This is a genomic window from Sphingopyxis sp. H073 (genome assembly GCF_001468395.1).
Classification (GTDB): Bacteria; Pseudomonadota; Alphaproteobacteria; order Sphingomonadales; family Sphingomonadaceae; genus Sphingopyxis.
Genome location: NZ_LNSG01000004.1, coordinates 335864 through 359236, shown reverse-complemented (window position 1 = coordinate 359236; position 23373 = coordinate 335864). Strand labels below are relative to the sequence as shown.

The 23373-nt window shown below is 64.5% G+C and carries 26 protein-coding genes; 6 read left to right on the top strand and 20 right to left on the bottom strand.

The genetic code is table 11. From position 1 onward, the window contains the following. Positions 1-33: 33 nt before the first annotated feature. On the top strand, positions 34-1383 hold the full coding sequence (locus ATE64_RS09780) for a dicarboxylate/amino acid:cation symporter (protein WP_058455384.1): 1350 nt from the start codon (positions 34-36) through the stop codon (positions 1381-1383). 9 nt (positions 1384-1392) lie between these two features. Here ATE64_RS09780 and ATE64_RS09775 read toward each other — a convergent pair whose 3' ends face one another. Continuing rightward, positions 1393-2295 (bottom strand): hypothetical protein, encoded by a 903-nt coding sequence (locus ATE64_RS09775; protein ID WP_058455383.1) that lies wholly within the window; start codon positions 2293-2295, stop codon positions 1393-1395. A gap of 172 nt (positions 2296-2467) precedes the next feature. On the opposite strand from ATE64_RS09775, the gene ATE64_RS09770 reads away from it, so the two are divergent. After that, positions 2468-3859 carry a cytochrome P450 gene (locus ATE64_RS09770; protein WP_058455382.1) on the top strand — a complete coding sequence of 464 codons (1392 nt, stop codon included), beginning with the start codon at positions 2468-2470 and terminating at the stop codon, positions 3857-3859. A 37-nt stretch (positions 3860-3896) separates the two neighbouring features. Continuing rightward, the gene (locus ATE64_RS09765) at positions 3897-4613 is read left to right on the top strand and encodes an extensin family protein (protein WP_058455381.1); all 717 of its coding nucleotides are present in this window, start codon (positions 3897-3899) and stop codon (positions 4611-4613) included. Here the strand turns inward: ATE64_RS09765 and ATE64_RS09760 are convergent, their stop codons facing one another. The 11 genes from ATE64_RS09760 to ATE64_RS09710 all read right to left on the bottom strand — a co-directional run bounded on the left by ATE64_RS09760 (position 4614) and on the right by ATE64_RS09710 (position 14093). Then, positions 4614-4970: an iron-sulfur cluster assembly accessory protein gene (locus tag ATE64_RS09760; protein ID WP_058455380.1), complete on the bottom strand. Its 357-nt coding sequence runs from the start codon at positions 4968-4970 to the stop codon at positions 4614-4616. Then, positions 4970-5440, bottom strand: coding sequence for an SUF system Fe-S cluster assembly protein (locus ATE64_RS09755; RefSeq protein ID WP_058455379.1), 471 nt, complete (start codon positions 5438-5440; stop codon positions 4970-4972). Before ATE64_RS09755 ends, ATE64_RS09760 begins: the two co-directional genes overlap by 1 nt. Beyond that, the gene (locus ATE64_RS09750; protein ID WP_156416495.1) at positions 5437-6618 is read right to left on the bottom strand and encodes a cysteine desulfurase; all 1182 of its coding nucleotides are present in this window, start codon (positions 6616-6618) and stop codon (positions 5437-5439) included. The genes ATE64_RS09755 and ATE64_RS09750 overlap by 4 nt, the downstream gene beginning before the upstream one ends. Then, positions 6615-7346 (bottom strand): SufD family Fe-S cluster assembly protein, encoded by a 732-nt coding sequence (locus ATE64_RS09745; protein ID WP_058455378.1) that lies wholly within the window; start codon positions 7344-7346, stop codon positions 6615-6617. The genes ATE64_RS09750 and ATE64_RS09745 overlap by 4 nt, the downstream gene beginning before the upstream one ends. Before the next feature lie 109 nt (positions 7347-7455). Beyond that, a complete protein-coding gene (gene sufC / locus ATE64_RS09740; protein WP_058455521.1) occupies positions 7456-8199 on the bottom strand; it encodes a Fe-S cluster assembly ATPase SufC in 744 nt (247 codons plus the stop codon). Positions 8200-8210: 11 nt separating this feature from the next. Then, entirely contained in the window at positions 8211-8534 is a 324-nt protein-coding gene (locus ATE64_RS09735; protein WP_058455377.1) for a hypothetical protein, read from the bottom strand. Between the two features lie 29 nt (positions 8535-8563). Then, positions 8564-8833: a hypothetical protein gene (locus tag ATE64_RS09730; protein WP_058455376.1), complete on the bottom strand. Its 270-nt coding sequence runs from the start codon at positions 8831-8833 to the stop codon at positions 8564-8566. Positions 8834-8992: 159 nt separating this feature from the next. Beyond that, a complete protein-coding gene (sufB, locus tag ATE64_RS09725; protein WP_058455375.1) occupies positions 8993-10480 on the bottom strand; it encodes a Fe-S cluster assembly protein SufB in 1488 nt (495 codons plus the stop codon). Positions 10481-10484: 4 nt separating this feature from the next. After that, positions 10485-10985 (bottom strand): SUF system Fe-S cluster assembly regulator, encoded by a 501-nt coding sequence (locus tag ATE64_RS09720; protein ID WP_058455374.1) that lies wholly within the window; start codon positions 10983-10985, stop codon positions 10485-10487. Between the two features lie 296 nt (positions 10986-11281). Further along, positions 11282-12169: a helix-turn-helix domain-containing protein gene (locus ATE64_RS09715; protein ID WP_058455373.1), complete on the bottom strand. Its 888-nt coding sequence runs from the start codon at positions 12167-12169 to the stop codon at positions 11282-11284. A 91-nt stretch (positions 12170-12260) separates the two neighbouring features. After that, positions 12261-14093 carry a DUF885 domain-containing protein gene (locus tag ATE64_RS09710; protein WP_058455372.1) on the bottom strand — a complete coding sequence of 611 codons (1833 nt, stop codon included), beginning with the start codon at positions 14091-14093 and terminating at the stop codon, positions 12261-12263. A 68-nt stretch (positions 14094-14161) separates the two neighbouring features. On the opposite strand from ATE64_RS09710, the gene ATE64_RS09705 reads away from it, so the two are divergent. The 3 genes from ATE64_RS09705 (at position 14162) to ATE64_RS09695 (ending at position 18980) form a co-directional block, all read left to right on the top strand. Next, on the top strand, positions 14162-15232 hold the full coding sequence (locus ATE64_RS09705; protein WP_058455371.1) for a quinone-dependent dihydroorotate dehydrogenase: 1071 nt from the start codon (positions 14162-14164) through the stop codon (positions 15230-15232). A 172-nt stretch (positions 15233-15404) separates the two neighbouring features. After that, positions 15405-17096 carry a gamma-glutamyltransferase gene (gene ggt / locus ATE64_RS09700; protein WP_058455370.1) on the top strand — a complete coding sequence of 564 codons (1692 nt, stop codon included), beginning with the start codon at positions 15405-15407 and terminating at the stop codon, positions 17094-17096. Between the two features lie 54 nt (positions 17097-17150). Continuing rightward, entirely contained in the window at positions 17151-18980 is a 1830-nt protein-coding gene (locus ATE64_RS09695) for an AMP-dependent synthetase/ligase (protein WP_197410148.1), read from the top strand. Positions 18981-19062: 82 nt separating this feature from the next. Here ATE64_RS09695 and ATE64_RS09690 read toward each other — a convergent pair whose 3' ends face one another. The 8 genes from ATE64_RS09690 to ATE64_RS09655 all read right to left on the bottom strand — a co-directional run bounded on the left by ATE64_RS09690 (position 19063) and on the right by ATE64_RS09655 (position 23219). Next, complete coding sequence (locus ATE64_RS09690) at positions 19063-19503, bottom strand: hypothetical protein (protein WP_058455369.1); 441 nt, start codon at positions 19501-19503, stop codon at positions 19063-19065. A 67-nt stretch (positions 19504-19570) separates the two neighbouring features. Continuing rightward, entirely contained in the window at positions 19571-20311 is a 741-nt protein-coding gene (gloB, locus tag ATE64_RS09685) for a hydroxyacylglutathione hydrolase (protein ID WP_058455368.1), read from the bottom strand. A gap of 70 nt (positions 20312-20381) precedes the next feature. Then, positions 20382-20819 (bottom strand): VOC family protein, encoded by a 438-nt coding sequence (locus ATE64_RS09680; protein WP_058455367.1) that lies wholly within the window; start codon positions 20817-20819, stop codon positions 20382-20384. Between the two features lie 9 nt (positions 20820-20828). After that, the gene (locus ATE64_RS09675; RefSeq protein WP_058455366.1) at positions 20829-21266 is read right to left on the bottom strand and encodes a thioesterase family protein; all 438 of its coding nucleotides are present in this window, start codon (positions 21264-21266) and stop codon (positions 20829-20831) included. Between the two features lie 9 nt (positions 21267-21275). Then, the gene (locus ATE64_RS09670) at positions 21276-22040 is read right to left on the bottom strand and encodes an alpha/beta hydrolase (protein WP_058455365.1); all 765 of its coding nucleotides are present in this window, start codon (positions 22038-22040) and stop codon (positions 21276-21278) included. Between the two features lie 129 nt (positions 22041-22169). After that, a complete protein-coding gene (locus ATE64_RS09665) occupies positions 22170-22424 on the bottom strand; it encodes a DUF6356 family protein (protein WP_058455364.1) in 255 nt (84 codons plus the stop codon). A 67-nt stretch (positions 22425-22491) separates the two neighbouring features. After that, complete coding sequence (locus ATE64_RS09660) at positions 22492-22683, bottom strand: helix-turn-helix transcriptional regulator (protein ID WP_056348973.1); 192 nt, start codon at positions 22681-22683, stop codon at positions 22492-22494. Then, on the bottom strand, positions 22680-23219 hold the full coding sequence (locus ATE64_RS09655; protein ID WP_156416494.1) for a hypothetical protein: 540 nt from the start codon (positions 23217-23219) through the stop codon (positions 22680-22682). The genes ATE64_RS09660 and ATE64_RS09655 overlap by 4 nt, the downstream gene beginning before the upstream one ends. Between the last annotated feature and the right edge of the window lie 154 nt (positions 23220-23373).

Here is a 23373-nt window from a genome sequence, read left to right as displayed (position 1 = left end):
AACGCCCGCACCAGCGGGACAGGGGAGTTCTGGATGGCACGTCGCCTCACTTTATACATCTTGCTCGGCATGGTCCTCGGGATCGTCGTCGGCTTTCTCGTGCGGAGCTTCGTGCCCGCCGACAGCCCCGAATTCGAATATTGGCTGAAGGGGTTCGGTACCCTCGCCACCATCTTCCTCAACCTCATCAAGATGCTCGTCGCGCCGCTGATCCTCGGCACGCTCATCGCCGGCATCGCGCATATGGGCGACAGTTCGGCGCTCGGGCGCATCGGCACCCGCGCGATCGCATGGTTCGTCCTTGCCAGCCTGATCTCGATCAGCCTCGGGCTGATCATGGTCAATTTGCTCGAGCCCGGCGCCGGTCTGCATCTCGCGGTCGGCGCGCATTCGTCGGCGGAGGTCGGCGAGGTCAAGAAGCTCGATATGTTCGAGTTCATCGAGCATATCTTCCCGAAGAATGTCATCCAGGCGATGGCGGAGAACAATGTTCTCCAGATCCTCGTCTTCGCGCTGTTCGCGGGCGTCGGCCTGTCGGCGCTGGGCGAAAAGGGCAAGCCGCTCGTCCGCGGCGCCGAGGCGCTCGCCGAACTGATGCTCCAGATCACCGGCTATGTCATGCGTCTTGCGCCGTTCGCGGTGTTCGGGGCGCTGGCCAAGGTCGTCGCGCAATATGGCCTCGGCATCCTTGCCACTTACGCCGAGCTGCTGACCGAATTCTACATCTCGCTTGTCCTGCTGTGGGTTATCCTGCTCGGCGTCGGCGCGCTGTTCCTCGGCAGGCGGATCGTCGAGCTTGTCCGCTACGTCCGCGAGCCGCTGCTGATCGCTTTTTCGACCGCGTCGTCGGAAGCGGCGATGCCGAAACTGTTCGAACAGCTCGACCGCTTCGGCGTGCCGCGCCGCATCTCGGGCTTCGTGCTGCCGCTCGGCTACAGCTTCAACCTCGACGGGTCGATGATGTACGCCAGCTTCGCGACGATCTTCATCGCGCAAGCTTATGACATCGACATACCCATCGCGACGCAGATCCTGATCCTGCTGACCCTGATGGTGTCGTCGAAGGGGATCGCGGCGGTGCCGCGCGCCAGCCTCGTCGTCATCACCGCGACGCTCGCGATGTTCGACCTGCCGGTCGAGGGTGTCGCGATCGTTTTCGCGATCGACCATTTCCTCGACATGGGGCGGACCGCGACCAACGTCGTCGGCAACGCGGTCGCGACCAGCGTCATCACCAAATGGGAAGGGATGCTGGAAGAACCGGACCCCGCCTTCGAGGAGCGGCCGCACGCCCCCGCGCACACCGCCCACCACGGCGCGCGCGGGCTCGAACTTCAGGAGGATATGGTCGCCGACAAGCGGACGCCGCCCGCCGATGCCTGACGCGCCGCGTCAGTCCTTGTCAGGGGTGATCGACCGCTCGAACCGCTGCGACCGTTCGGGCGCCGGGGCCTGCCGCTGCGCGGGCGGCGTGTAGCGCGGCGCCGCGGACGGCGGCGCGGCCTGTGGTCGCACCGCAGCCGGCCGGTCGATCGAGGGAGCAGGGCGCGGCCGGACCGCCTCGGGACCGCGCGGCGTGCCGCCACCCTGCCGCGGCGACCATGTCCGCACCGGGCGTTGCGCACCGGCTGGCCGATCTGCCGTCGCCTCGCCTTGCGCCACCGGCGGCGCCGGACGCGGGCGGACATAGCTGCCGCCTTCGCCGCGCGGCGGGCGCGGGCGGACGGCCGAGGGGCCGCCACCGGGGCGAACGGGATTGGTCGTGGTCGGCGGATTGCCGCCTTGGCCGCCGCTGCCCCAGCCCGGGCGCGTTCCGTGCTGGCCGTCGCCGCCGGGATGGCCGTTCCAGCCGCCAGGACGTCCGGGACGCCCATTGCCATCGCCGTGGCCCGGCCGGTTCCAGTTGCCGTCGCCATGGCCGCCATGATGCTTCCACCACGCGCGCCGTCCGCCCCAGTAATTCAGATACTGGCCGCGCAGCGGATAGCGGTTGCGATAGCTGTCGAAGAGCCAGAGGCCGTAGCCCGGATAATAATAATCGTCGTACCAGCCGCCGCCGAAGCCGATCTGCGCGAAGCCGCCGCCATAGTCCGACGCATCATAGCAGTCATAGCCATAGCCGTCGTCATAGGCATAACCGTCATAATCGTAATAGTCGGCGCCATAGCGCGAGGCGCAGTCACCGCCCGAGGCGTAGCTGCTGCCGTACACATCGCCATAATAGCAGCCGCCGAGCGCGGTCGTGGCAAGCGCGCCAAGCGTCATAGCGAGGGAGCGTCGGAATGCCTTGGCCATGACTTTATCCTTTGAGGGTCAAACGGATGCGACCCGTCATCTTGCCGCGAGATTGCGCGAGTCGAGTTGAATTTGCGGTGAATGGAGTCCGGGCGCTGCGACACGCGCTACTTGCATCGATGTCAGTAGTTCGATAGCTTGCCGCCAATCGCAACGACGGACGAGGTTTTCCATGAACGCCCCAGCGAAGTTCAACTGGTCCGAAGGCCGCTTCGGTCCCGACACCGCGCACTGGCTGCCGCGCAATCCCGACGCCGCGCTCGACCATATACCGGGCGAGGACGGGATGCCGGTGATCGGCAACACGCTCGAACAACTTCGCGATTATCCCTCGTTCACGCGGCGCATGGTCGGCAAATATGGCCGCGTCTATCGCAACAACAGCTTCGGCGGGCGCAGCGTCGCGCTGCATGGACCCGAGGCGAACGAACTGGTGATGTTCGACCGCGAGAAGATATTCTCGTCCGAACAGGGGTGGGGACCGGTACTCAACCTGCTCTTCCCGCGCGGGCTGATGCTGATGGACTTCGAGAAGCATCGCGCCGACCGCAAGGTTTTGTCGGTCGCCTTCAAGCCCGAGCCGATGCGGCACTATGCGGATTCGCTGAACGAAGGAATCCGCGACCGCGTCGCCGCGTGGAGCGGCAAGACCTTCAAATTCTACCCTGCGATCAAGGAGCTGACGCTCGACCTTGCCGCGACCAGCTTCCTCGGCATCCCGTGGGGGCCGGAGGCGGACAAGGTCAACAAGGCCTTCGTCGACATGGTGCAGGCGTCGATCGGGGTCGTGCGCCGTCCGCTGCCCTTCACCGCAATGGGCCGCGGCGTGAAGGGACGCGCCTATCTCGTCGACTATTTCGGCAAGATGGTGCCGGAGCGCCGTGACGGCGCGGGCGAGGATATCTTCAGCCAGATCTGCCGCGCGAGGGACGATGACGGCGAATATCTCACGACCGGTGCGATCGTCGATCATATGAATTTCCTGATGATGGCGGCGCACGACACGATCACCAGCTCGATCACCACGATGGTGTACCAGCTCGCGAAACATCCCGAGTGGCAGGACCGGCTGCGCGAGGAGATGCTGAGCGTCGCGCCGGCGGGCGAGGGGGTCGGGCATAACGGCCTCGGCGAGCTGGAATTGACCGAATGGGCGTTCAAGGAGTCGCTTCGTCTCGTCCCCCCGGTGCCAAGCTTCCCGCGCCGCGCGCTAAAGGATTTCGAATATGGCGGCTATCGTATCCCGGCGGGTACGTCGGTCGGGGTCAGTCCGGCCTTCACGCATATGATGGAGGAGCATTGGCCCGAGCCCGAAAAGTTCGACCCGATGCGCTTCGCACCCGAGGCAACGCGCGAGCGGCACAAATATGCATGGGTGCCCTTCGGCGGCGGCGCGCATATGTGCCTGGGGTTGCACTTCGCGTACATGCAGGCGAAAATCTTCTTTCACCATGTCGTGACAACGCATCGCATCGTGGTGCGTGACGGTTACGCTCCCGATTGGCAGATGCTTCCTATCCCTCGTCCGAAGGACGGGCTGACGGTGACGTTCGAACCGCTCTGAACTTGCCCGTTGGTGCGCCGCGCGCCATCTGGGGCAAATGAAAAGCCTGCGCGCCTACCTGATCTGGTTCGCCATCGCCGTCGTGCTGGCGATCGGCGCAATCCGCGTCATGCAGTGGGTGCGCGCGCATCCCGAGCATTTCCCCGGCGCGCGTTTCGAATTCGAGCATCCGCAGGGCTGGGCGACGCACCGCAAGCTGATGAACTTTGCGGGTGACGATGCCGCCTGCTTCGCTGCCTTCGACCGGGCGAAGGCAGGCTATGAGAGACGGCCTGTCGTCGGGAGGGGGCAGTGCCGCGCGACCCAGCGGATGGTGCTGACCGGCAACGCTCTTGTGCCCACCATGCGCCCTGCCAATGCCGCGCCTGGCTGCGCCGTGACCGCGGCGATGGCGCTCTGGACGCGCGATGTCGTGCAACCCGCGGCGCGGAAATATTTCGGGCAGAATGTCGTCGAGCTCGAAAATCTCGGCAGCTACAATTGCCGCAAGATCGCGGGCCGCGAGGCTCAGAGCGAGCATTCGACCGCCAATGCGATCGACATTTCGGCTTTCGTTCTCGCCGACGGGACGCGCATTTCGCTGATCAACGACTGGGCGCCGGGCGACAAGCGCAGCGAATTCCTGCACGAGGTCCGCGACGGGTCGTGCGACCTGTTCTCTACGGTGCTGTCACCCGACCATAATGCGGCGCACGCCGATCATTTCCACCTCGATATGGCGGTGCGGACGGCGGGTTGGTCGATCTGCCGCTAGTTAGACGGTAAAGCTCTCGCCGCAGCCGCACGCGCCCTTGGCGTTCGGATTTTCGAACACGAAGCCCGCTGCGAAATCATCCTCGACCCAGTCCATCGTGCTGCCGATCAGGTAGAGCACCGACGCGCCATCGATGTAGAAAATGCCGCCGGGGGTCTCGATCTTCTCGTCGAATTTCTGCTCTTCGGTGACATAGTCGACCGAGTAAGCGAGCCCCGAGCAGCCGCGACGCGGGGTGGACAGGCGGACGCCGATCGCTCCATCGGGGGCGGACGCCATCAGCTTCGCGATGCGCTCTTCGGCGCCGACGGTAAGCGTCACCGCAGCAGGGCGAGCACGAGTTTTCGTTTCGGTCATCACAGCATTCCCAGTTCGAGCCGCGCTTCGTCGCTCATATTCTGCGGCGACCACGGCGGATCCCAGACCAGATTGACCTCGGCATCGCCGACACCCGGCACCGCGCCGACGCGCAGTTCGACCTCGGCGGGCATCGATTCGGCGACCGGGCAATGCGGCGTCGTCAGCGTCATCGTGACCATGACATGCCCCTCGTCGATCTCGACATTGTAGATCAGGCCGAGGTCGTAGATGTTCACCGGAATTTCCGGGTCGTAGATGTCCTTCAGCGCGTTGATCACGGCCTCGTACAAATCGCCGCCAACCGCGCCTGGCTCGACCGCCGCGGGCTTGGCCGCCAGGAAGCCTTCCAGATAGTCGCGCTTGCGTTCCAGCTTTTCCGGAGCCGTCTCGACATCCTCGACGCGCGCCTTCGGCGGCGCCTCGACGCTCGCGACTTCTTCCACCTTGATCATGCGATCCTCGCTCATCCGAAAATCCTCTCGACGCGGGCGAGGCCATCGACCAGCGCCGCCACATCGTCCTGATTGCTGTAAACGCCAAAACTTGCGCGCGCGGTCGCGGGCACCCCCAGATGCTCCATCAGCGGCTGCGCGCAATGGTGCCCGGCGCGGATCGCGACCCCGCTCTCGTCCAAGATAGTGCCGATGTCGTGCGGATGAACCCCCGCCATCGAAAAACTAACGATTCCGGCGCTGTTTTCAGGGCCGTAGAGCGTGATGCTGTTCTTGCGCGCGAGCTGTTCGCGCAGGCTCGTCACCAAGGCGATCTCGTGGGCGTGGATCGCGTCGATCCCGATCGCTTCGACATAGTCGACGGCCGCCGCGAGCCCGATCGCCTCGATGATCGCCGGCGTGCCCGCCTCGAAGCGTGTAGGGGCGGGGGCGTAGGTCGTGCGTTCAAAGGTAACGCGGTCGATCATCGACCCGCCGCCCTGCCAGGGTGGCAGGCTGTCGAGCTTGTTGCTCCACAGCACGCCGATCCCGGTGGGGCCGTAGAGCTTGTGGCCCGAGAAGGCGTAATAGTCGCAGCCGAGCGCGACGACATCGACAGGCAGCCGCGGCACGGCCTGGCAGCCGTCGATCAGCAGCTCGGCGCCGACGCGGTGCGCGAGTTCCGCCGCGCGTGCAACGTCGAGCGGACTGCCGAGCACGTTCGACACGTGCGCAAAGGCGACCATATTGTGGTCTGGGGTCAGCAGCTTCTCTGCCGCATCGAGGTCGATACAACCGTCGGCGGTGAGCGGGCAGACATCGACCTGCCAGCCGGCAAGCTGCCAGGGCACGATATTGCTGTGATGCTCGAGCACAGAGAGCAGCACCCGACCCTTTCGCGGGTGCGAGTAGGCGACAAGGTTGATCGCCTCGGTCGCGCCGCGCACGAAGGTCACGTCGTTCTCGCGCGCGCCGATGAAGGCCGCGATCCGCCGACGCGCGGCTTCGTAGGCGAGGGTCATATCTGCCGATCGCGCATAGACGCCGCGATGCACCGTCGCATAGTCGCGGCCCATCGCGTTGACAGTGGCGTCGATCACCGACTGCGGCTTTTGCGCGGTCGCTGCGGTGTCGAGATAGTGCCAGCCGGGCGGCAGACCGGGAAAGTCGGCGCGGACGTCGGGGAAGGTGCGGAGGGCGGTCGTGGTGGTCATACCAGCTCTCCCAACTTCGCCAGCGCCAGCGCCTGCAACCGCTCCTCATCTTCCGCACCGTCGAACACGCCCGCGACAAAGGCCTGCAGCAGGATCTTCTTCGCCTCGGCGGGTGGCAGGCCGCGCGACTGGAGATAATATAGCGCCATGGCGTCGAGTTCGCCGATCGCGCAGCCGTGCGCGCATTTCACATCGTCGGCGAAGATTTCGAGTTCGGGCTTGGCGTTGGCGGTCGCGCTGCGGTCGAGCAGCATCGCCTTCACATCCTGTTCGCTGTCGGTTTGCTGCGCATCGCGCGCGACGGCGACCTTGCCGAGGTAGGTGCCGGTGGCGGTGCCGCCCAAGACCGACCGCACGACTTGTCGCGACGTCGCGCCGGGTTCGGCGTGTGTGACGGTGGTGACGATCTCGAGATTCTGCTCGCCGCCGCCGATCTGCGCCGCCCCGAACCTGAAGTCGGCGCCTTCGTGCAGCGTCACCGCGAGCTCGATACGGCCATAGGCGCCGCCGATGTTGAGAACATGCAAATGAGCGACCGCACCCTTGCCGAGCACCAGTTCAATCTGGCGGATGTCGCCGGCGTCCTGCACGATTGCGCGTGCAAATTTACCGCCCGCGGGCACGATGATGCTCTCGGGCGCAGGTAGCGGCCACGCCGCGGTCACCGCGTCGATATCGCTATAGCGCCAGGCTTCGTCGCGCCGGGTGGGAAGTGTGGCGATCGTCAAACCACGACCTCCCACACGTCGTCACCCCGGACTTGATCCGGGGCCCACGCGGTCATGGATGCCGGATCAAGTCCGGCATGACGATGGAAGGGAAGGCGCAGGGGAATGATCACGCCGCGATCTCCGCATAGCCTTCGCGTTCGAGCTCGAGCGCCAGTTCGGGGCCGCCCGATTTGACGATGCGCCCTGCGGCTAGAACATGCACGAAATCGGGCTGCACATAGTCGAGCAGGCGCTGATAATGCGTGATCAGCAGCACCGCCTTGTCGGGGCGGCGCATGATCGCGTTGATCCCGTCGCCGACGACGCGCAGCGCGTCGATGTCGAGGCCACTGTCAGTCTCGTCGAGGATCGCGAGCTTGGGGTCGAGGATGCCCATCTGGACCATCTCGTTGCGCTTCTTCTCGCCGCCCGAAAAGCCGACGTTCACCGGACGCTTGAGCATGTCCATGTCCATCCTGAGCAGCCCCGCCTTCTCGCGCGCCAGCTTCAGGAAATCGCCGCCCGACAGCGGCTCTTGCCCACGCGCCTTGCGCTGGGCGTTCAGGCTTTCGCGCAGGAACTGGACGTTCGACACGCCGGGGATTTCGACCGGATACTGGAAGCCCAGGAACAGCCCGGCGGCGGCCCGCTCGTGCGGGTCCATATCGAGCAGATCCTGTCCGTCGAAGGTCGCCGAACCCTCGGTGACTTCATACCCCGGCCGCCCGCCGAGAACATAGGACAAAGTCGACTTGCCCGCGCCGTTGGGACCCATGATTGCGTGAATTTCGCCCGCATTAATGCTGAGCGACAGACCCTTCAGGATCGGCTTGTCGGCGACGGTGGCGTGGAGGTTTTCGATTTTGAGCATCATATGTCCGTTCAATTTCCGCCGCGTTGCACGCGGTCGGTACGCATCTTCTGCAATAAGGTCATGAAGTTCGGCTTTGCCGCCGCGTCGAGCTGCGACTTCAGGCCACTGGCCTGCTCGACCGGATATTCCTTGTCGATCGCACTGAAGAGCTGGGTTTTCAGTTCCTTGCAGCCCTCCGTCGCGGCCGCAAAAATCGCATCGTCGGCTGCATCGGTCTTGGTCATGCGGACCGCGTAGGTCGTCATGCAGCGGTCGTTGGCTTGAGCCAGCATCATCGCACTGGCCTGCGCGGGCTGCGCATATGCCGCACCCGCAATCAACGTCGCGCTCAAAGAAAGGCTAGCGGCGAGCCCGGCGGCGCCTATTCGGCGGCGAAGATTTCCACCAGTTCGGAATTGCCAACCTCTTCCAGACTGATCACGCTGGTGTTCTGCAATTGCTGCAGGCGCCGGATCAGCAGGTTTATGGCATGGTGCGGAATGGTGATCACGTCGTCGCGATCTCCGCGCTCCGATGATCCCTTCTGCTGCCGGATGGCTACGCCCTGTTGCGTAGGATAGGCGGCGATCGCCTGGACCGGATGTACGACCAGATCGGCCTCTGCCCAGTTGAATTCCAAACCGCGTGCCATAGCGCTGCCTCCAGACCGAATCGGACCGAAGAAAATAATAGGACAGCGGCGCGTTTCGCCATGTCCCCGGATGCGGACTGGAGGAAATTATAGTTAACAAGCGCCCATCTTCGGCGTCGTGGTCGGACCAGGCGCGGAAGATTGTCTCAGTTTGGGGCATCATCCGACGCTTCCCTCGAGGCTGATGCCCAGCAGCTTTTGCGCCTCGACGGCGAATTCCATGGGCAATTGCTGCAGCACTTCCTTGGCGAAGCCGTTGACGATGAGCGCGACCGCTTCTTCCTGCCCCAGCCCGCGCTGCATTGCATAGAAAAGCTGGTCGTCGCTGATCTTGCTCGTCGTTGCTTCATGCTCGACGGTTGCGCTCGGGTTGCGGACCTCGATGTACGGCACGGTGTGTGCGCCGCACTGGTCACCGAGCAACAGGCTGTCGCATTGGGTGAAGTTGCGCACGCCCTCGGCGTTCGGCGCGACACGGACGAGGCCGCGATAGGTGTTGTTCGACTTCCCCGCACTGATCCCCTTGCTGACGATGGTCGAGCGGGTGCGCTTGCCATTGTGGATCATCTTGGTGCCGGTGTCGGCCTGCTGGAAATTGTTGGTGACTGCGACCGAATAGAATTCGCCGACGCTGTCGTCGCCGTTCAATACGCAGCTCGGATATTTCCACGTGATCGCCGATCCGGTTTCGACCTGCGTCCATGACACCTTGCTGCGCTTGCCCTGACAGAGCGCGCGTTTCGTCACGAAATTATAGATGCCGCCCAGCCCCTCGGCGTTGCCGGGATACCAGTTCTGGACCGTGCTGTACTTGATCTCGGCATCGTCGAGCGCGACCAGTTCGACCACCGCGGCATGAAGCTGGTTCTCGTCGCGCATCGGCGCGGTGCAGCCTTCGAGATAGGAGACATAGGCGCCCTTGTCGGCGACGATCAGCGTCCGCTCGAATTGCCCCGTATTCTCGGCGTTGATACGGAAATAGGTCGAAAGCTCCATCGGGCAGCGCACGCCCTCGGGCACATAGACGAACGTCCCGTCCGAAAAGACCGCGCAGTTCAATGTCGCGAAATAATTGTCGTGCATCGGCACGACACGCCCAAGCCACTTCTTCACTAGTTCGGGATATTCGCGGATCGCTTCCGAAATCGACAGGAAGATCACGCCCGCGCGCTTCAATTCCTCGCGGAAGGTCGTCGCGACGCTGACGCTGTCGAACACCGCGTCGACCGCGACCTTGCGCGCGCCCTCGACGCCAGCGAGCACCTTCTGCTCCTCGATCGGGATGCCGAGTTTTCTATACACCTCGAGGATCTCGGGATCGACCTCGTCGAGGCTCGAGAGCTTGGGTTTCGCCTTCGGCGCCGCATAATAGTACGCGTCTTGATAGTCGATCGGCGGCACGTTGAGCTTCGCCCAGTCGGGCGTCTCCATCGTCTGCCAGTGGCGAAACGCTTTCAACCGCCAGTCGAGCATCCATTCGGGCTCGTTCTTCTTGGCGCTGATGAAGCGAACCGTATCCTCGGTGAGCCCTTTGGGCGCAAAGTCGGTCTCGATGGCCGACGACCAGCCATGCTCGTAATCGGCGACTTTTGCGGCGGCGTCGTGCGCGGCCTGATCCTTCAGGGGGAGTTCGGTGTTCTCGGTCATATCTCTAACTCGTCGCCCCCGCCAAGGCGGGGGCCGTTGTCGTCTGTGCGCTGCCTCCAGCGGCCGTGTCGGGAGGCACGTGACTCCCGGCACCCTTCGCGGGGGCGACACTCAGGGACGCTAGGCTGATCTCTTGCAACGCCGCGCGGACCGCGCCGTTCACGACGCCCCAATGCGGCTGGACCTTGCAGCTTCCCTCGAGCGAACAGTCGTGCCGCCCCTCGGCGACGCAGGAGGTGAGGGCGATCGGTCCTTCGACCGCTTCGATGATGTCGGCGACGCTGATCGCCGCTGCGGGCCGCGCGAGCCGCACCCCGCCACCGCTGCCGCGCGAGGCTACGAGCAGGCCGGCGCGCGCGAGCTGGCTCACCAGTTTCTGCGCCGTCGGGCCGGGAATGCCCGTCTGCTCGGCGAGCAGGCCGGCGTGAATTGCCACCGACCCGCATTGGCGTGCGGCGGCGCTCATCAGCACGACGGCATAATCGGCAAGGTTCGACAGGCGCACGTTTCTTCCCGCTGGAATTGCGAACGATTCTTAACTGGAGCAAATTACTCCACTTATATAGGCGAGCGGTTCGCGCGGCGCAAGAAAGGCTGGTTTGCGGGCCCCAAAGAAAAGAGGCACCCGCCCGGCCGAAGCCAAACGGGTGCCAAGATGAAGGTCTCGGTCCTCGTCAGAGGAAGAGCTCTTCTGGGTCGCAGGGACGGATTATGCCCCACGCATGATTCGCGATTGTACGAAAACGCCAAATCGGCATTCGGCGCTATTTTATTTCGTTTCGTCGCTTGGGGGCTTCGCGGTCAGGTATCCGAAACGAGCGGGCTGACCTTGCCAGCGAGCTGCTTGCGCCCTCGTGTCGTCGCCTCGGTATAGCGTGTCGGATTGGCGAGTTGGCCGGGCGTCGCGCCTGCGAAGCGCTTTATCTCGCGGATCAGGTGCGACTGGTCGTAAAAGGCGTCGCCAAGCTGCGCATCGTCGAGCGTCTGGCCACGCGCGAGCGCGGAGGCGGCGCGGACCGCGCGATATTTGCGGGCCAGCATCCGCGGCGAGAGGCCGTAATAATGTTTGGTCATCCGTTCGACCGATCGGATCGACATGCCCGTCGCCTCGACCAGTTTGGGTACCTGCGGGCTGGGCGATTCGGTCAGCCACTGGTCGACCGTGCGCGTGAACCAGGCGGGGGCGGGCTCGTTCTTCTTCAATATCTCGCGCGCAAGATTGTTTGCGATGACGAGCCGTTCGTCGTTGTTCGCGGCTCCCATCAGCGCGCCGACTGCGCCGTCGATCCAGTCGCCGAACAGATCGGCGGCATCCATCGCACGATCGGTCATCTTGTCGGCATGGTCGCCCATCAGTGTCGCCCAGCCGACGGGAAGCAGGCCGAAGCCATAGATGCGCAGCGGCCCGGTCCCGCGCGCGCGGACGCTCCCGCTTGTCGGGCCGACAATCGTTGCGCGCGCGGCGGGAAAGCAATGGCCGTCCGGAAAGACATATTCGCCCGCGGTGCTGCTCATGATGCGGAATTGCGGACGGTCGGCGCGCTCATATTCGTCGAACACCGGCATATCGATGCGCACGAAGTAAAAGCTGGAGACCATCTCCGCGAGATCGGGATCGGGCGGAAAATATTGGAGCTCGAACGGCGTTTCGCCGTCTGCGCCCGATGGCGTAGAAGTGATTTCCGACATGACGAGACCGACCCTGGGCAGCTTTATTGCCGCCTTTTTGGCGCGACTATAATTTTCTATTTGCCGCCAAGCGTCAACCCGCAATTGTCTGTTAACGTTCCTTCGTTTTCGCGATCCACGCATCGACGCGCCGCTCGAGGGTGTCGAGCGGAACCGGACCCGATTCGAGCACCACATCGTGAAAGGCGCGAAAGTCGAACTTTGAACCCAGCGCGGCTTGCGCGCGCGTCCGCAGTTCCATGATCTTGAGCTTGCCGATCAGATAGGCGGTCGCCTGTCCCGGATAGACGATATAGCGCTCGATCGCCTTCTCGATATCGCCCTGCGGGTTCGGCGTATTGTCCTTCAGATATTTGATCGCCTGTTCGCGGCTCCAGCGTTTGTCGTGGATGCCGGTGTCGACGACGAGGCGGCACGCCCGCCACAGTTCCATGCCGAGCCGCCCGAAATCGCTGTAGGGATCGGAATAGAAGCCCATGTCCTTCGCCAGCTCCTCCGAATAAAGGCCCCAACCTTCGGTATAGGCGGTAAAACCGCCGAAACGCCGGAAAGGCGGCAGGCCGGTCAATTCGGTCTGCACTGCGCGCTGCAGATGATGCCCCGGAACCCCCTCATGATAGGCGAGCGCCTCGAGCTCGGTCTTCGACATGTCCTTGAGATCGTAGAGATTTACATAATAGGTGCCGGGACGTGAGCCGTCGGGCGAGGGCGACTGGTAAAAGGCCTTGCCCGCCGATTTCTCGCGGAACGCCTCGACGGCTTTCACTTGCAGCGGCGCCTTGGGCAGCGTGTTGAAGAAGGCGGGAAGCCGCGCCTCCATCGCCTTCACCTTCGCCGCGACGTCGGCCAGATACGCCTCGCGGGTGGTATAGTAATATTGCGGGCTCGTGCGCAGATGCTCGAAGAATTGCGGCAGCGTCCCCTTGAAGCCGACCTTCTTCTTGATCGCTTCCATCTCGCCATGGATCCGCGCGACTTCGGCGAGGCCGAGGTCGTGGATCTGCGCCGCGGTCATGTCGGTCGTCGTGTAGTTCGCAAGCAGCACCTCATAATAGGCCTTGCCATCGGGCATCCGCCATATGCCGTCCTGCGTCGGCGCCACGGCTTGCTGGCGCGTCATCTCGGCTTTCAGCCGGGCGTAGGCGGGGCCGGCGCTCTCGTTCCACGCCGCCTTCGCCGCAGCGATCAGCCGTGCCTTCTCGGCGGCGTCGATCTCGAGCTTGCCGACCTTGGCACCGATGTCCTCGATCACCGCATTGTCGGGCGTCAGCAGATTGTCGATATCCGAGATGACATAGGCATAGACCCATTTGGGCGGCGCATAGCCGTTCGCGGCGCGCGCGGCCGACTGCGCCGAAAGCTCGTCGAGCAAAGGCCCCAGCCCGCGGATACGCGACACATAGGCCTCGGCCTCGGCGACATTGGCGACGCGGTGGATGTTGATCAGGAAAGCGGGAAGCTGGCTTTGCGACCCGTTCATCTGGTCGAAGATATAACCATGGTCGCGATAGGCGAACAGGCGGTCGGCGCGCTCGGCCTGCGCGTTGAACAGTTCGAAGGAGAGCGCGTCGTCGGGCGAGAGCGTCTTGGGGTCGAAGCTGCTCCGCATCGCCGCCGCGCTCGCCTGTTGCAGCTTCTGGTTCGCCACCGCGGCCTCGTCGCTGACGTCGTTCCAGCGGCCGTAGTCCTGGTCGCGAATGCCGCGATAGGCCTTGCCCTGCGGGCTCAGCGAGAGCTGCGCGGCGTCATATTTATCGAAGAATTGCGCAAGCGTCGCACCTGCGGGCGCTACCGGCGGGGCTTCGGTCGATGCCGTCGCGGGCGCCTCGCTGACCGCCGCCGGCGTACAGGCGGTCGCGGCGATCAGAATCAGCGTGGCCGGTAACGCGGTGGACAGGCGGGCGGCTAGGCGGAACTGCGACACTTTGATCTCCCTGTTTTTTGAATGGGCTCGGGCTTGCCATAGCGCCCCGGCACGCGCAATGGCGGGCCATGTCGCTCTTTGCTTCCGCCGCCGATGCCGCCTATGCGCTCGTCCGTCCGCTTGTTCACGCGACAGACGGAGAAGCCGCGCATAATCTGACGCTGAACGCGCTCCAGCCGCTGCCGCGCGCGCGCCATGCGCTGACCAGCACGGTGCTCGCGACCGAACTCGCGGGCCTGCATTTCCCGAACCCCGTCGGCCTCGCGCCGGGCTTCGACAAGGATGCGCGCGTCGCGCACGCGATGCCGCATTTCGGCTTCGGTTTCGTAGAGGTGGGGACGCTGACGCCGCTGCCTCAGGAGGGCAATCCGCGCCCGCGCCTGTTCCGGCTGGTCGAGGATCGCGCGGTGATCAACCGCATGGGCTTCAACAATGGCGGGCAGGAAAAGGCAGCCGAACGCATTGCCTGTCTGCGCCGGTACGGCCTGCCGGTACCGCTTGGGATCAATATCGGCGCAAACAAGGACAGCATCGATCGCATCGCCGACTATGCGAAGGGCGCCGCGGCGATGGCGCCGCTCGCCGATTATCTGACGGTCAATATTTCGTCGCCGAACACGCCGGGGCTCCGTGCGCTGCAGGACAAGGGGGCGCTAGAGGCGCTGCTCGACGGCGTCGCTGCCGCGCAACCCGTGGACGCGGCCAAGCCGGTTTTCCTGAAGGTCGCGCCCGACCTCGAGCCTGCCGACATCGATGACATCGTCGCGGTTGCCCTCGAAAAGGGGCTCGCGGCGGTGGTCGTCTCGAACACCACGATCGCGCGACCACCGCTCGCCTCGCGCCACGCGGGGGAAGCGGGCGGCCTGTCGGGCGCCCCGCTTGCCGAACTCGCGCTCCAGCGTGTGAAGGATTTCCGCAGCGCGAGCGGCGGCAAGCTGCCGTTGGTCGCCGCCGGCGGCATTGCCTCGCCCGAACAGGCATGGGACCGCATCCGTGCCGGCGCCAGCCTGATCCAGATCTATTCGGCGATGGTTTATGAAGGGCCGGGGCTTGCGGCGCGCATCGCAAGCGGTCTTGAAAGGCTTGCGGCGCGCGATGGCTTCGCGCGCGTTGCCGATGCAGTCGGGGCAGGGGAATAATCCTCCCTGTCGCGAAGCGATGGGGAGGGGGACCGCGCGCGTAGCGCGCGGTGGAGGGGCAGCGTCAAAGCCCCTCCGTCAGCCCGTTGGGCTGCCACCTCCCCAGGGCTTCGCCACAGGGAGGATCGTGTTAGGGTTGCACTGAATTGAGCCGCGCGCCAATGTCGCGCGCATGATCAAACGACTCCTCGCTGCTGCCAGCTTTTTCCTCCTCGCCATCCCGTCGCTCGCCGCCGCACAAGGCGTCACCTCGTCTGCCGATCCCCGCGCGACCGAGGCGGGGCGCGAAATATTGCATCAGGGCGGTAGCGCCGCCGACGCGGCTGTGGCGATGGTCGCGGTGCTGACCCTTGTCGAGCCGCAGTCGAGCGGCATCGGCGGCGGGGGCTTCATGGTCTATCACAACGCGGGCGACGGCAGCATCTCGACGATCGACGGCCGCGAAACCGCGCCCGCCGCGGCGAAGCCCGACCGCTTTCTCGGCCCTGACGGCAAGCCGCGCGGCTATATGGACGTCATCCCCGGCGGCCTGTCGGTCGGCGTTCCCGGCAACGTCCGCCTGATGGAAATGGCGCACAAGAAATGGGGCAAGCTCGAGTGGAAGGCGCTTTTCCAGCCCGCGATCAAACTTGCCGAGGAAGGCTATCAGGTCACGCCCGCTCTCAACAGCTGGCTCGTGCAGTTCGAGCCGATGTGGAAGGAGTTCCCGGCGGCGCGCGCGATCTATTATGTCGACGGCAAGCCCGCGCCGGTCGGCACGACGATCAAAAACCCGGCCTATGCTGCGATCCTGCGCGACATCGCCGCGCGCGGCCCCGAGGCCTTTTACACGGGCGCCAATGCCAAGGCGATCAGCGATGCGGTCGCGAAGGCGCCGCGCAACCCCAGCCAGCTGACGCTCAAGGATCTCGCCGCCTATAAGGCAAAGGAACGCCCTGCGGTCTGCACCACCTATCGCATCTACAAGGTTTGCGGCATGGGACCGCCCTCGTCGGGCGCAACGACGGTGTTCGGCATTCTCGGGATGCTCGAAGCCTATGACATGAAGGCGATGGGCAAGGACAATCCGATGAGCTGGCACCTGCTCGCCGAGGCGATGCAGCTCGCCTATGCCGACCGCGCCGCCTATCTCGGCGACAGCGATTTCGTCGATGTCCCGGTGAAGGGGCTGCTCGACAAGGCCTATCTTGCCGAGCGCCGCCAGCTCATTTCGCCTTTCGGCGCGGCCGGTCGCTACGAACCCGGCGCGCCGCCGGGCGCTAAACCGCGCGCCGAGGCACCGCCGGTCAAGGAGCAGGGAACGACGCATTTCGTGGCGGTCGACGCGGCAGGTAACGTCGTCTCGATGACCTCGACCGTCGAAAGCATCTTCGGCAGCCAGCTGATGGCGAACGGCTATTTCCTGAACAACGAACTCACCGACTTCGACCTCGCGCCTGCAAAAGACGGCATCCCGACACAGAACCGCGTCCAGGCGGGCAAGCGCCCCTTGTCCTCGATGTCACCGACGATCGTTTACGGCCCCGACGGGAAGGTCGTGCTTGCAGTCGGCTCGGCGGGGGGCAAGCGGATCATCATGCACGTGACCAAGACGCTGATCGGCGTGCTCGACTGGGGCCTCGACGCCAAGTCGGCGATGGAGCTACCCAATCTCTATTTCGGCCAGCGCGGGGTCGTGATCGAGAATAATGCGGCGGGGCAGGCGATTGCCGCGAAGATGAAACCCTTTGGCTACAGCTTCACCGCGACCGATCTCGGCTCGAAACTGAACGCGGTCGAGCGGACCGACAAGGGCTGGCAGGGCGCGGCCGATCCGCGCGGACCCGGAACATCGGCAGTGGATGGCGCGCCGCCGCAGGGCTAAGACCCTGCCAACAACGACAAGAACACCAATGACACTCCCGGGAGAAACGAAGGCATGAAGCTCGTAAACCCTCATCTCGACCATTTCCCGAGTCTGGTCGCGATGTTCTTCGACCGTGCGGGGCGCGGCGGCGAAGATCCGTTTCTGTGGCGCAAGGCCGACCGGACGTGGCACCCGCTGAGCTGGCGGCAGGTCGCGAACCAGGTCTCGGCGCTCGCGCACAATCTGCGCGAGCTGGGACTGAAGGACGGCGACCGCGTCGTTCTGGTCAGCGAGAACCGCCCCGAATTCTGCATCGCCGACCTTGCGATCATGGCGGCGGGCTGCATCACGGTTCCCACCTACACCACGAATACCGAGCGCGATCACCAGCATATCCTCGACAACAGCGGCGCGAGTGCGGTGATCGTCTCGACCGCGAAACTCGCGCGCGTGCTGATGCCCGCGGTGCTGCGTTCGAACGTCAAGACCGTGATCACGATGGAGAACATGCGCGTCGGCCAGCAGGGCGATGTGCAGGTGCTCGACTGGGAGCCGCTTGTTGCGGGCGGCGAGGCGTATCGCGCCGACTTCGAGGCGCGTGGGCAGGCGATGACGCGCGACGATACCGCCTGCCTTATCTACACCAGTGGCACCGGTGGCGCGCCGCGTGGCGTGATGCAGCATCATGGCGCGATCCTCCACAATGCGGCGGGGGCCGCGGAAGTGCTCGTCAACGACTTCGGGATCGGCGACGAGGAGGTGTTCCTGTCCTTCCTGCCGCTCAGCCACGCCTATGAGCATTCGGGCGGACAGTTCCTGCCGATCATGGTCGGGGCGCAAATCTACTACAGCGAAGGGCTGGAGAAGCTCGTCTCGAACATCGAAGAGACGAAGCCGACGATCATGGTCGTCGTGCCGCGCCTGTTCGAGGTGATCCGCGCGCGGATGATCAAGTCGGTCGAGAAGCAGGGCAAGCTCGCGAACTGGATGCTGGGGCAAGCGCTGCGCGTCGGCGAAAAGGATTATGAGCGCCGCATGGGGGTGTTCGACCGCCCGGTCGACATCCTGCTCAACAAGCTGTTCCGCCCGAAGATCCAGCAGCGCTTCGGCGGCCGGATGAAGGCGCTCGTCTCGGGCGGCGCGCCGCTAAACCCCGAGATCGGCGTCTTCTTCCATTCGATCGGGCTGACCTTGCTGCAAGGCTATGGCCAGACCGAGGCGGGGCCGGTGATCAGCTGTAACCGCCCGTCGGTGGGGCTCAAGATGGACACCGTCGGCCCGCCGCTGATGAACACCGAAGTGAAAATTGCCGACGACGGCGAAATCCTCGTGCGCGGCGAGCTGGTGATGAAGGGCTATTGGCGTAACAAGCCCGAGACCGAGCGCGTTTTGGTCCCCGATCCCGCCGAGCCCGACAAGGGGCCGTGGCTGCACACCGGCGATATCGGTCATATCGACGAAAAGGGCCGCATCGTCATCACCGACCGCAAGAAGGATCTGATCGTCAACGACAAGGGCGACAATGTATCGCCCCAGCGCGTCGAGGGAATGCTGACGCTCCAGCCCGAAATCCTGCAGGCGATGGTCTATGGCGACAAGCGTCCGCATCTGGTCGGTATCCTCGTGCCCGACCCCGAATGGGCGACCGAATGGGCCGAAGCGCAGGGCTTGCCGAAAGACCTCAAGCTGCTCCGCGAGCATGAGAAGTTCCGCGCCGCCGTTCGCGCCGCGGTCGACCGCGTCAACGAACAGCTGTCGGTGATCGAAAAGGTGCGCAAGTTCGACTTCGCCGACGAACCCTTCACGATCGAGAATGAACAGATGACGCCGTCGATGAAAATCCGCCGCCACATCCTGCGGCAGGTTTACGAGGACAAGATCGCCGCCCTGTACGGGGGGTGACCATCGATCAAGGTGCAGGCGGGGGTGCGACCCGAAGAGCTCGGCGCATACCGGCGCCCCGCCTGCGACCGAGCCTCGTGGCTCAGCCCCCGTCCCCCGCCGGTTTGCGATAGGGGACGAAATCACCGAACACGCACGTCGGACCGCGGATGCCGCTCGACCGGTCGACGAGGTGGAAAAAGTCGCCCGAGCAGGTCGACGATCCGAACTGCTCGACGACCATGATGTCGCTGTCGCGGGCAAGCCCCGGGCAGGCGCTTTTCAGATCGTTGCGATAGACCAGCTTGCCGCCGGAGCGATAGAGCAGGATCGAATCGGAGACGCGGATCGTTTCCGATGTACGATAATTCGGCAGGCATCGGACCGGTTCGCCGGGGGCCTTGCCCGCGAGTTGCCTGTCGAGCCGTTCGGCCTGCTTCGGCGTCAGCGCGGCCGCCCCGGGAGCGGCGGTTCCCGAGGGCGCACAGCTCGCGATCAACGGGCTGGCGAGCATGATCAGGGCTGCGGCGCCAATCGCCTTCATGATTCTGCTCCTTGCAGCATTAGCGATGCTGACATGTTGGAAATGAACGGAGACTTAAGCCGTGGCGTCACGCCGCATCCTTCAGTGCGCGGATGCGCCCCAGCTCGGCCGCCGTGGGTGCGCGCAGGAAGGGGTTCGTTGCGCGCTCGGCGCCGATGGTCGTCGGGACCGTGGGCTCGCCGGCCGCGCGCGCGGCTTCGACCGCCGCCAGCCGGTCGACGAGCGCGCCGTTGTCCGGGTCGACGGTCACCGCGAAACGCGCGTTCGACAGCGTATATTCGTGGGCGCAATAGACGCGCGTCGCATCGTCGAGCGCAGCGAATTGCTGCATGTTCGCGAACATCTGCTCGGCGGTGCCCTCGAACAGGCGGCCACATCCCATCGCGAACATTGTGTCGCCGACGAAGATCGCCTCGTCCTGCGCGAAATGATAGGCGATGTGCCCGGCGGTATGCGCCGGAACGTCCCACACTTCGGCAAGGTGCGCGCCCAGCATCACGCGGTCGCCGCCCTTGACCTGCACGTCGAGTGTCGGGATGCGCGCAAATTCCGCCGCAGGCCCGGTAATCGTACAGCCGCCCCATGCCTTGGCTGCTTCCTTGATCGCCGCGTTGCCGCCGGTGTGGTCGGGGTGCCAGTGGGTGTTCCAGATGTCGGTGATCGTCCAGCTGCGCGCGCTCGCCGCTTCCAGCACCGGATCGGCGACCGCCGGATCGACGACCATCGTCGCTTTGCTGTCGGGGTCGTGGACCAGCCAGACATAATTGTCGCTGAGGACGGGGATGCGGACGATTTCCAGCGCGCTCACGCGTCTCTCCTCTGTTTCGCCGGCCTCATGCTTCCAAGACGGAGCAGACCATGCTCCGCCTTGGCCACGCTTACCAGCTTCCCGTATTCGGCATCGACGCCCAGGGTTCCTGCGGCGGTAAATGGCCGTCCTGCAGCAGCTCGATCGAAATGCCATCGGGCGAGCGGACGAACGCCATATGCCCATCGCGCGGCGGCCGGTTGATCGTCACGCCGGCGTCCATGAGCCGCTGGCAAGTCGCATAGATGTCGTCGACGCGGTACGCGAGATGCCCGAAATTGCGCCCGCCGCCATAGGCTTCGGGCGCGCTGCCATCTTCGGGCGGCCAGTTGTAGGTAAGCTCGACCTCTGCGACCCCCGCCTGGCCGGGCGGGGCGAGGAAGATCAAAGTGAAGCGGCCACCCTCGTTATCGAAGCGACGCACTTCTTCCAGCCCGATCAGTTTGAAGAAATCGACGGTGGCGTCTGGATCCGTCACGCGGATCATCGTGTGAAGATATTTGGTCATGCGCCTATATTAGGCACGAAGCGGCCGACCTTCAAACGCTTCGAACAAGTTTACGAATTCATCGGGCACCGGCGCGGTCGCCCCCTGCGCTTCCTCGACATGGACGCTGACCTCCAGCCCCGTCGCACGCAGGTCGTCCTTGCCCGCGCCGTGCAGTTCGAACAGGAAGGTCATCGAGCTTCGCCCGACGCGCGAGCAGCGCACGCAGATGTCGATTTCCTCGTCGAGCAGGATCGGTACCTTGTAATCGACCTCGGCGCGCGCGACGTGGAATTCGGGGCTGTCGTTCGCGGGCCAGCGGTCATACACCCCCGCCGCGCGCCAATATTCGGTGATCCCGATATCGAAATATTCGAGATAGCGGCTGTTGAACACCACCGCCTGCGCGTCGATCTCGGCATAGCGGACGCGCTTCCTGACGCTGAACTTGAAATCGCTGCGGGCCATATCTGTCCTCTAGTTCGGGGTCGCCAGACGCGCGACGGTGTCGATCAGAAGCGCGATGTCGGTATCGCGCGATAGCTGGTGGTCGCCGCCCTTGACGAGGGTCACCTGCACATCCTCGCTCGCCAGCGCGGCCGACAGGCGCAGGCTGATGTCAGGCGGCACGTCGCCATCCTCCTGCCCGTGGAGCAATCGCACCGGGCAGGTGAGGGGGATTTCGGCGCCGAGCAGCCGGTTCGCCTCGCCCGACTGGAAAAAGCCGCGCGTCGTCACATAGGGCTGGTCGCTGTAGGGCGTTTCCTCGACCAGCGCTCCCTCGGCGAGGATGATGGCCTTTTCGGCGTCGCTGAACCCCCAGTCGGTGAAATCGGGCGCCGCCGCGATCCCGACGAGCCCCGCGACGCGCGCATACCCGTCTCGCTGCACGAGCGCGAGCGCGGTCAGCAGCATCAACCAGCCGCCCATCGACGATCCGACGATCAGCACGGCGCCCTCGACTTTTGCGTCGATCAGGTCGAGCACATCGCCGCGCCAGTCGAGCAGGGTCTGATCGGCAAACAGCCCGTCCGACTGCCCGCATCCGGCATAGTCGAGCAACAGGCATGCCTGACCCTCGGTCGCCGCCCAGTCGAACAGCGCGGTCGCCTTGCCGCCCGCCATGTCGGACATATAGCCCGGCAGGAAGACGATCGTCGGTCCGCGGCCTGCGACATGGCGATAGGCGAGCCGCGGACGGCCCGAACGGTCGAGATAATCGGGGGCGATCGGGTCAGTCATTGTCTAATCCCGTTCGCATCGAGCGAAGTCGAGATGCCCTTCGGCCTCGCGCTGTCCCGATGGGTGTCTCGACTTCGCTCGACACGAGCGGAGATTCAGTTGAGCCATAAGGGAGCGGGAGCACGCGGATCAGATGACCCAGTCGATCGTGCTCATCTGCATCACGGCCTGCCCCTTGGCGCGCCGCTGTTCGACCATGATCTTGTTCAGCCGCTGGATCGTGTCGCTGCCGGTGGTGATGCACCAGCCCGGAACCACCGCGTGGACCAGCGCGCAAAGGCCGCCATAGATCATCGTCACCCCGAATTTCGATGCAACGCCGAAATGCTCGAGATAATTCTCGTCGACGCTCTTCGGGTGATCGACGAACAGGCGCTTGAACATGGCGGGACGGCTCCTTTCCGGCTGCCGCCGCCCTAGCGGGGCGGCGGCGGGGGAGCAAGGTTGCCGTTCAGTCGCGCTGGAAAATCTCCTCGATCCGCATTTCGAAAAGGTCGGCGATGCGAAAGGCGAGGGGGAGCGAGGGGTCGTATTTGCCGGTCTCGATCGCGTTGACCGACTGGCGCGACACCTCCAGCCGCTCGGCGAGATCCTGCTGGCTCCAGTCACGCTCGGCGCGCAGCACTTTCAGGCGGTTCTTCATGTGCGGCCCGCGCGCCGGTCGGCCGATGTCATGATCATCTGGCCCAGCCCCAGACCGATCGCCCAGACCGGCACCACCCACCAGGCGGGCACATGCGGGGCAATGCCGAATGTTTCCAGAAAGCCCCACAGCGTACCGGCCAGAAGGACGAGTGCAAGGCCGATCAGCGCGGCGCTGGTCTGGCGATAGCGCAGGTATTCATCCTCTTCCTCGACCACATAGCGCGCCAACGTCCACACGAAGAAGATCATAGGCACCGAAGGCAGGACGGCGATCCCCCACAGCAGGGCGCCTTGCGGATGGAGATAGTTGCGAACGGTCATAGCTATGCCCAGACACAGGACATAACCGAGGGACCAGATCAACAAGCGTCGATTATATCGCCGTGTCGCCGGCGACAACGCGCCTGCTGCGGCTTGCCGATTGTTCGCCGCCTTCGTCAGTGGAATGAGAAACAGCGTCGCCGCTGCAACAAAAGGCAGCGAACGCCAACCGCCCAGAAAGCCGCGATGCTCGCAATAGGCGATGGCGGCCATCGCCGCCGCGAAGGCGAACGCCCACAAGGCGGGGTGGCGACCCGCAAGGCCGGTTTCGATTTTTGCAGCCTTCTGGGGCATGTCAAACTTCCTTATCTGATAGACAAGTCAGCTTTACATTACTGCGTCTGTAAAGTCAAGTGACGTTGACATA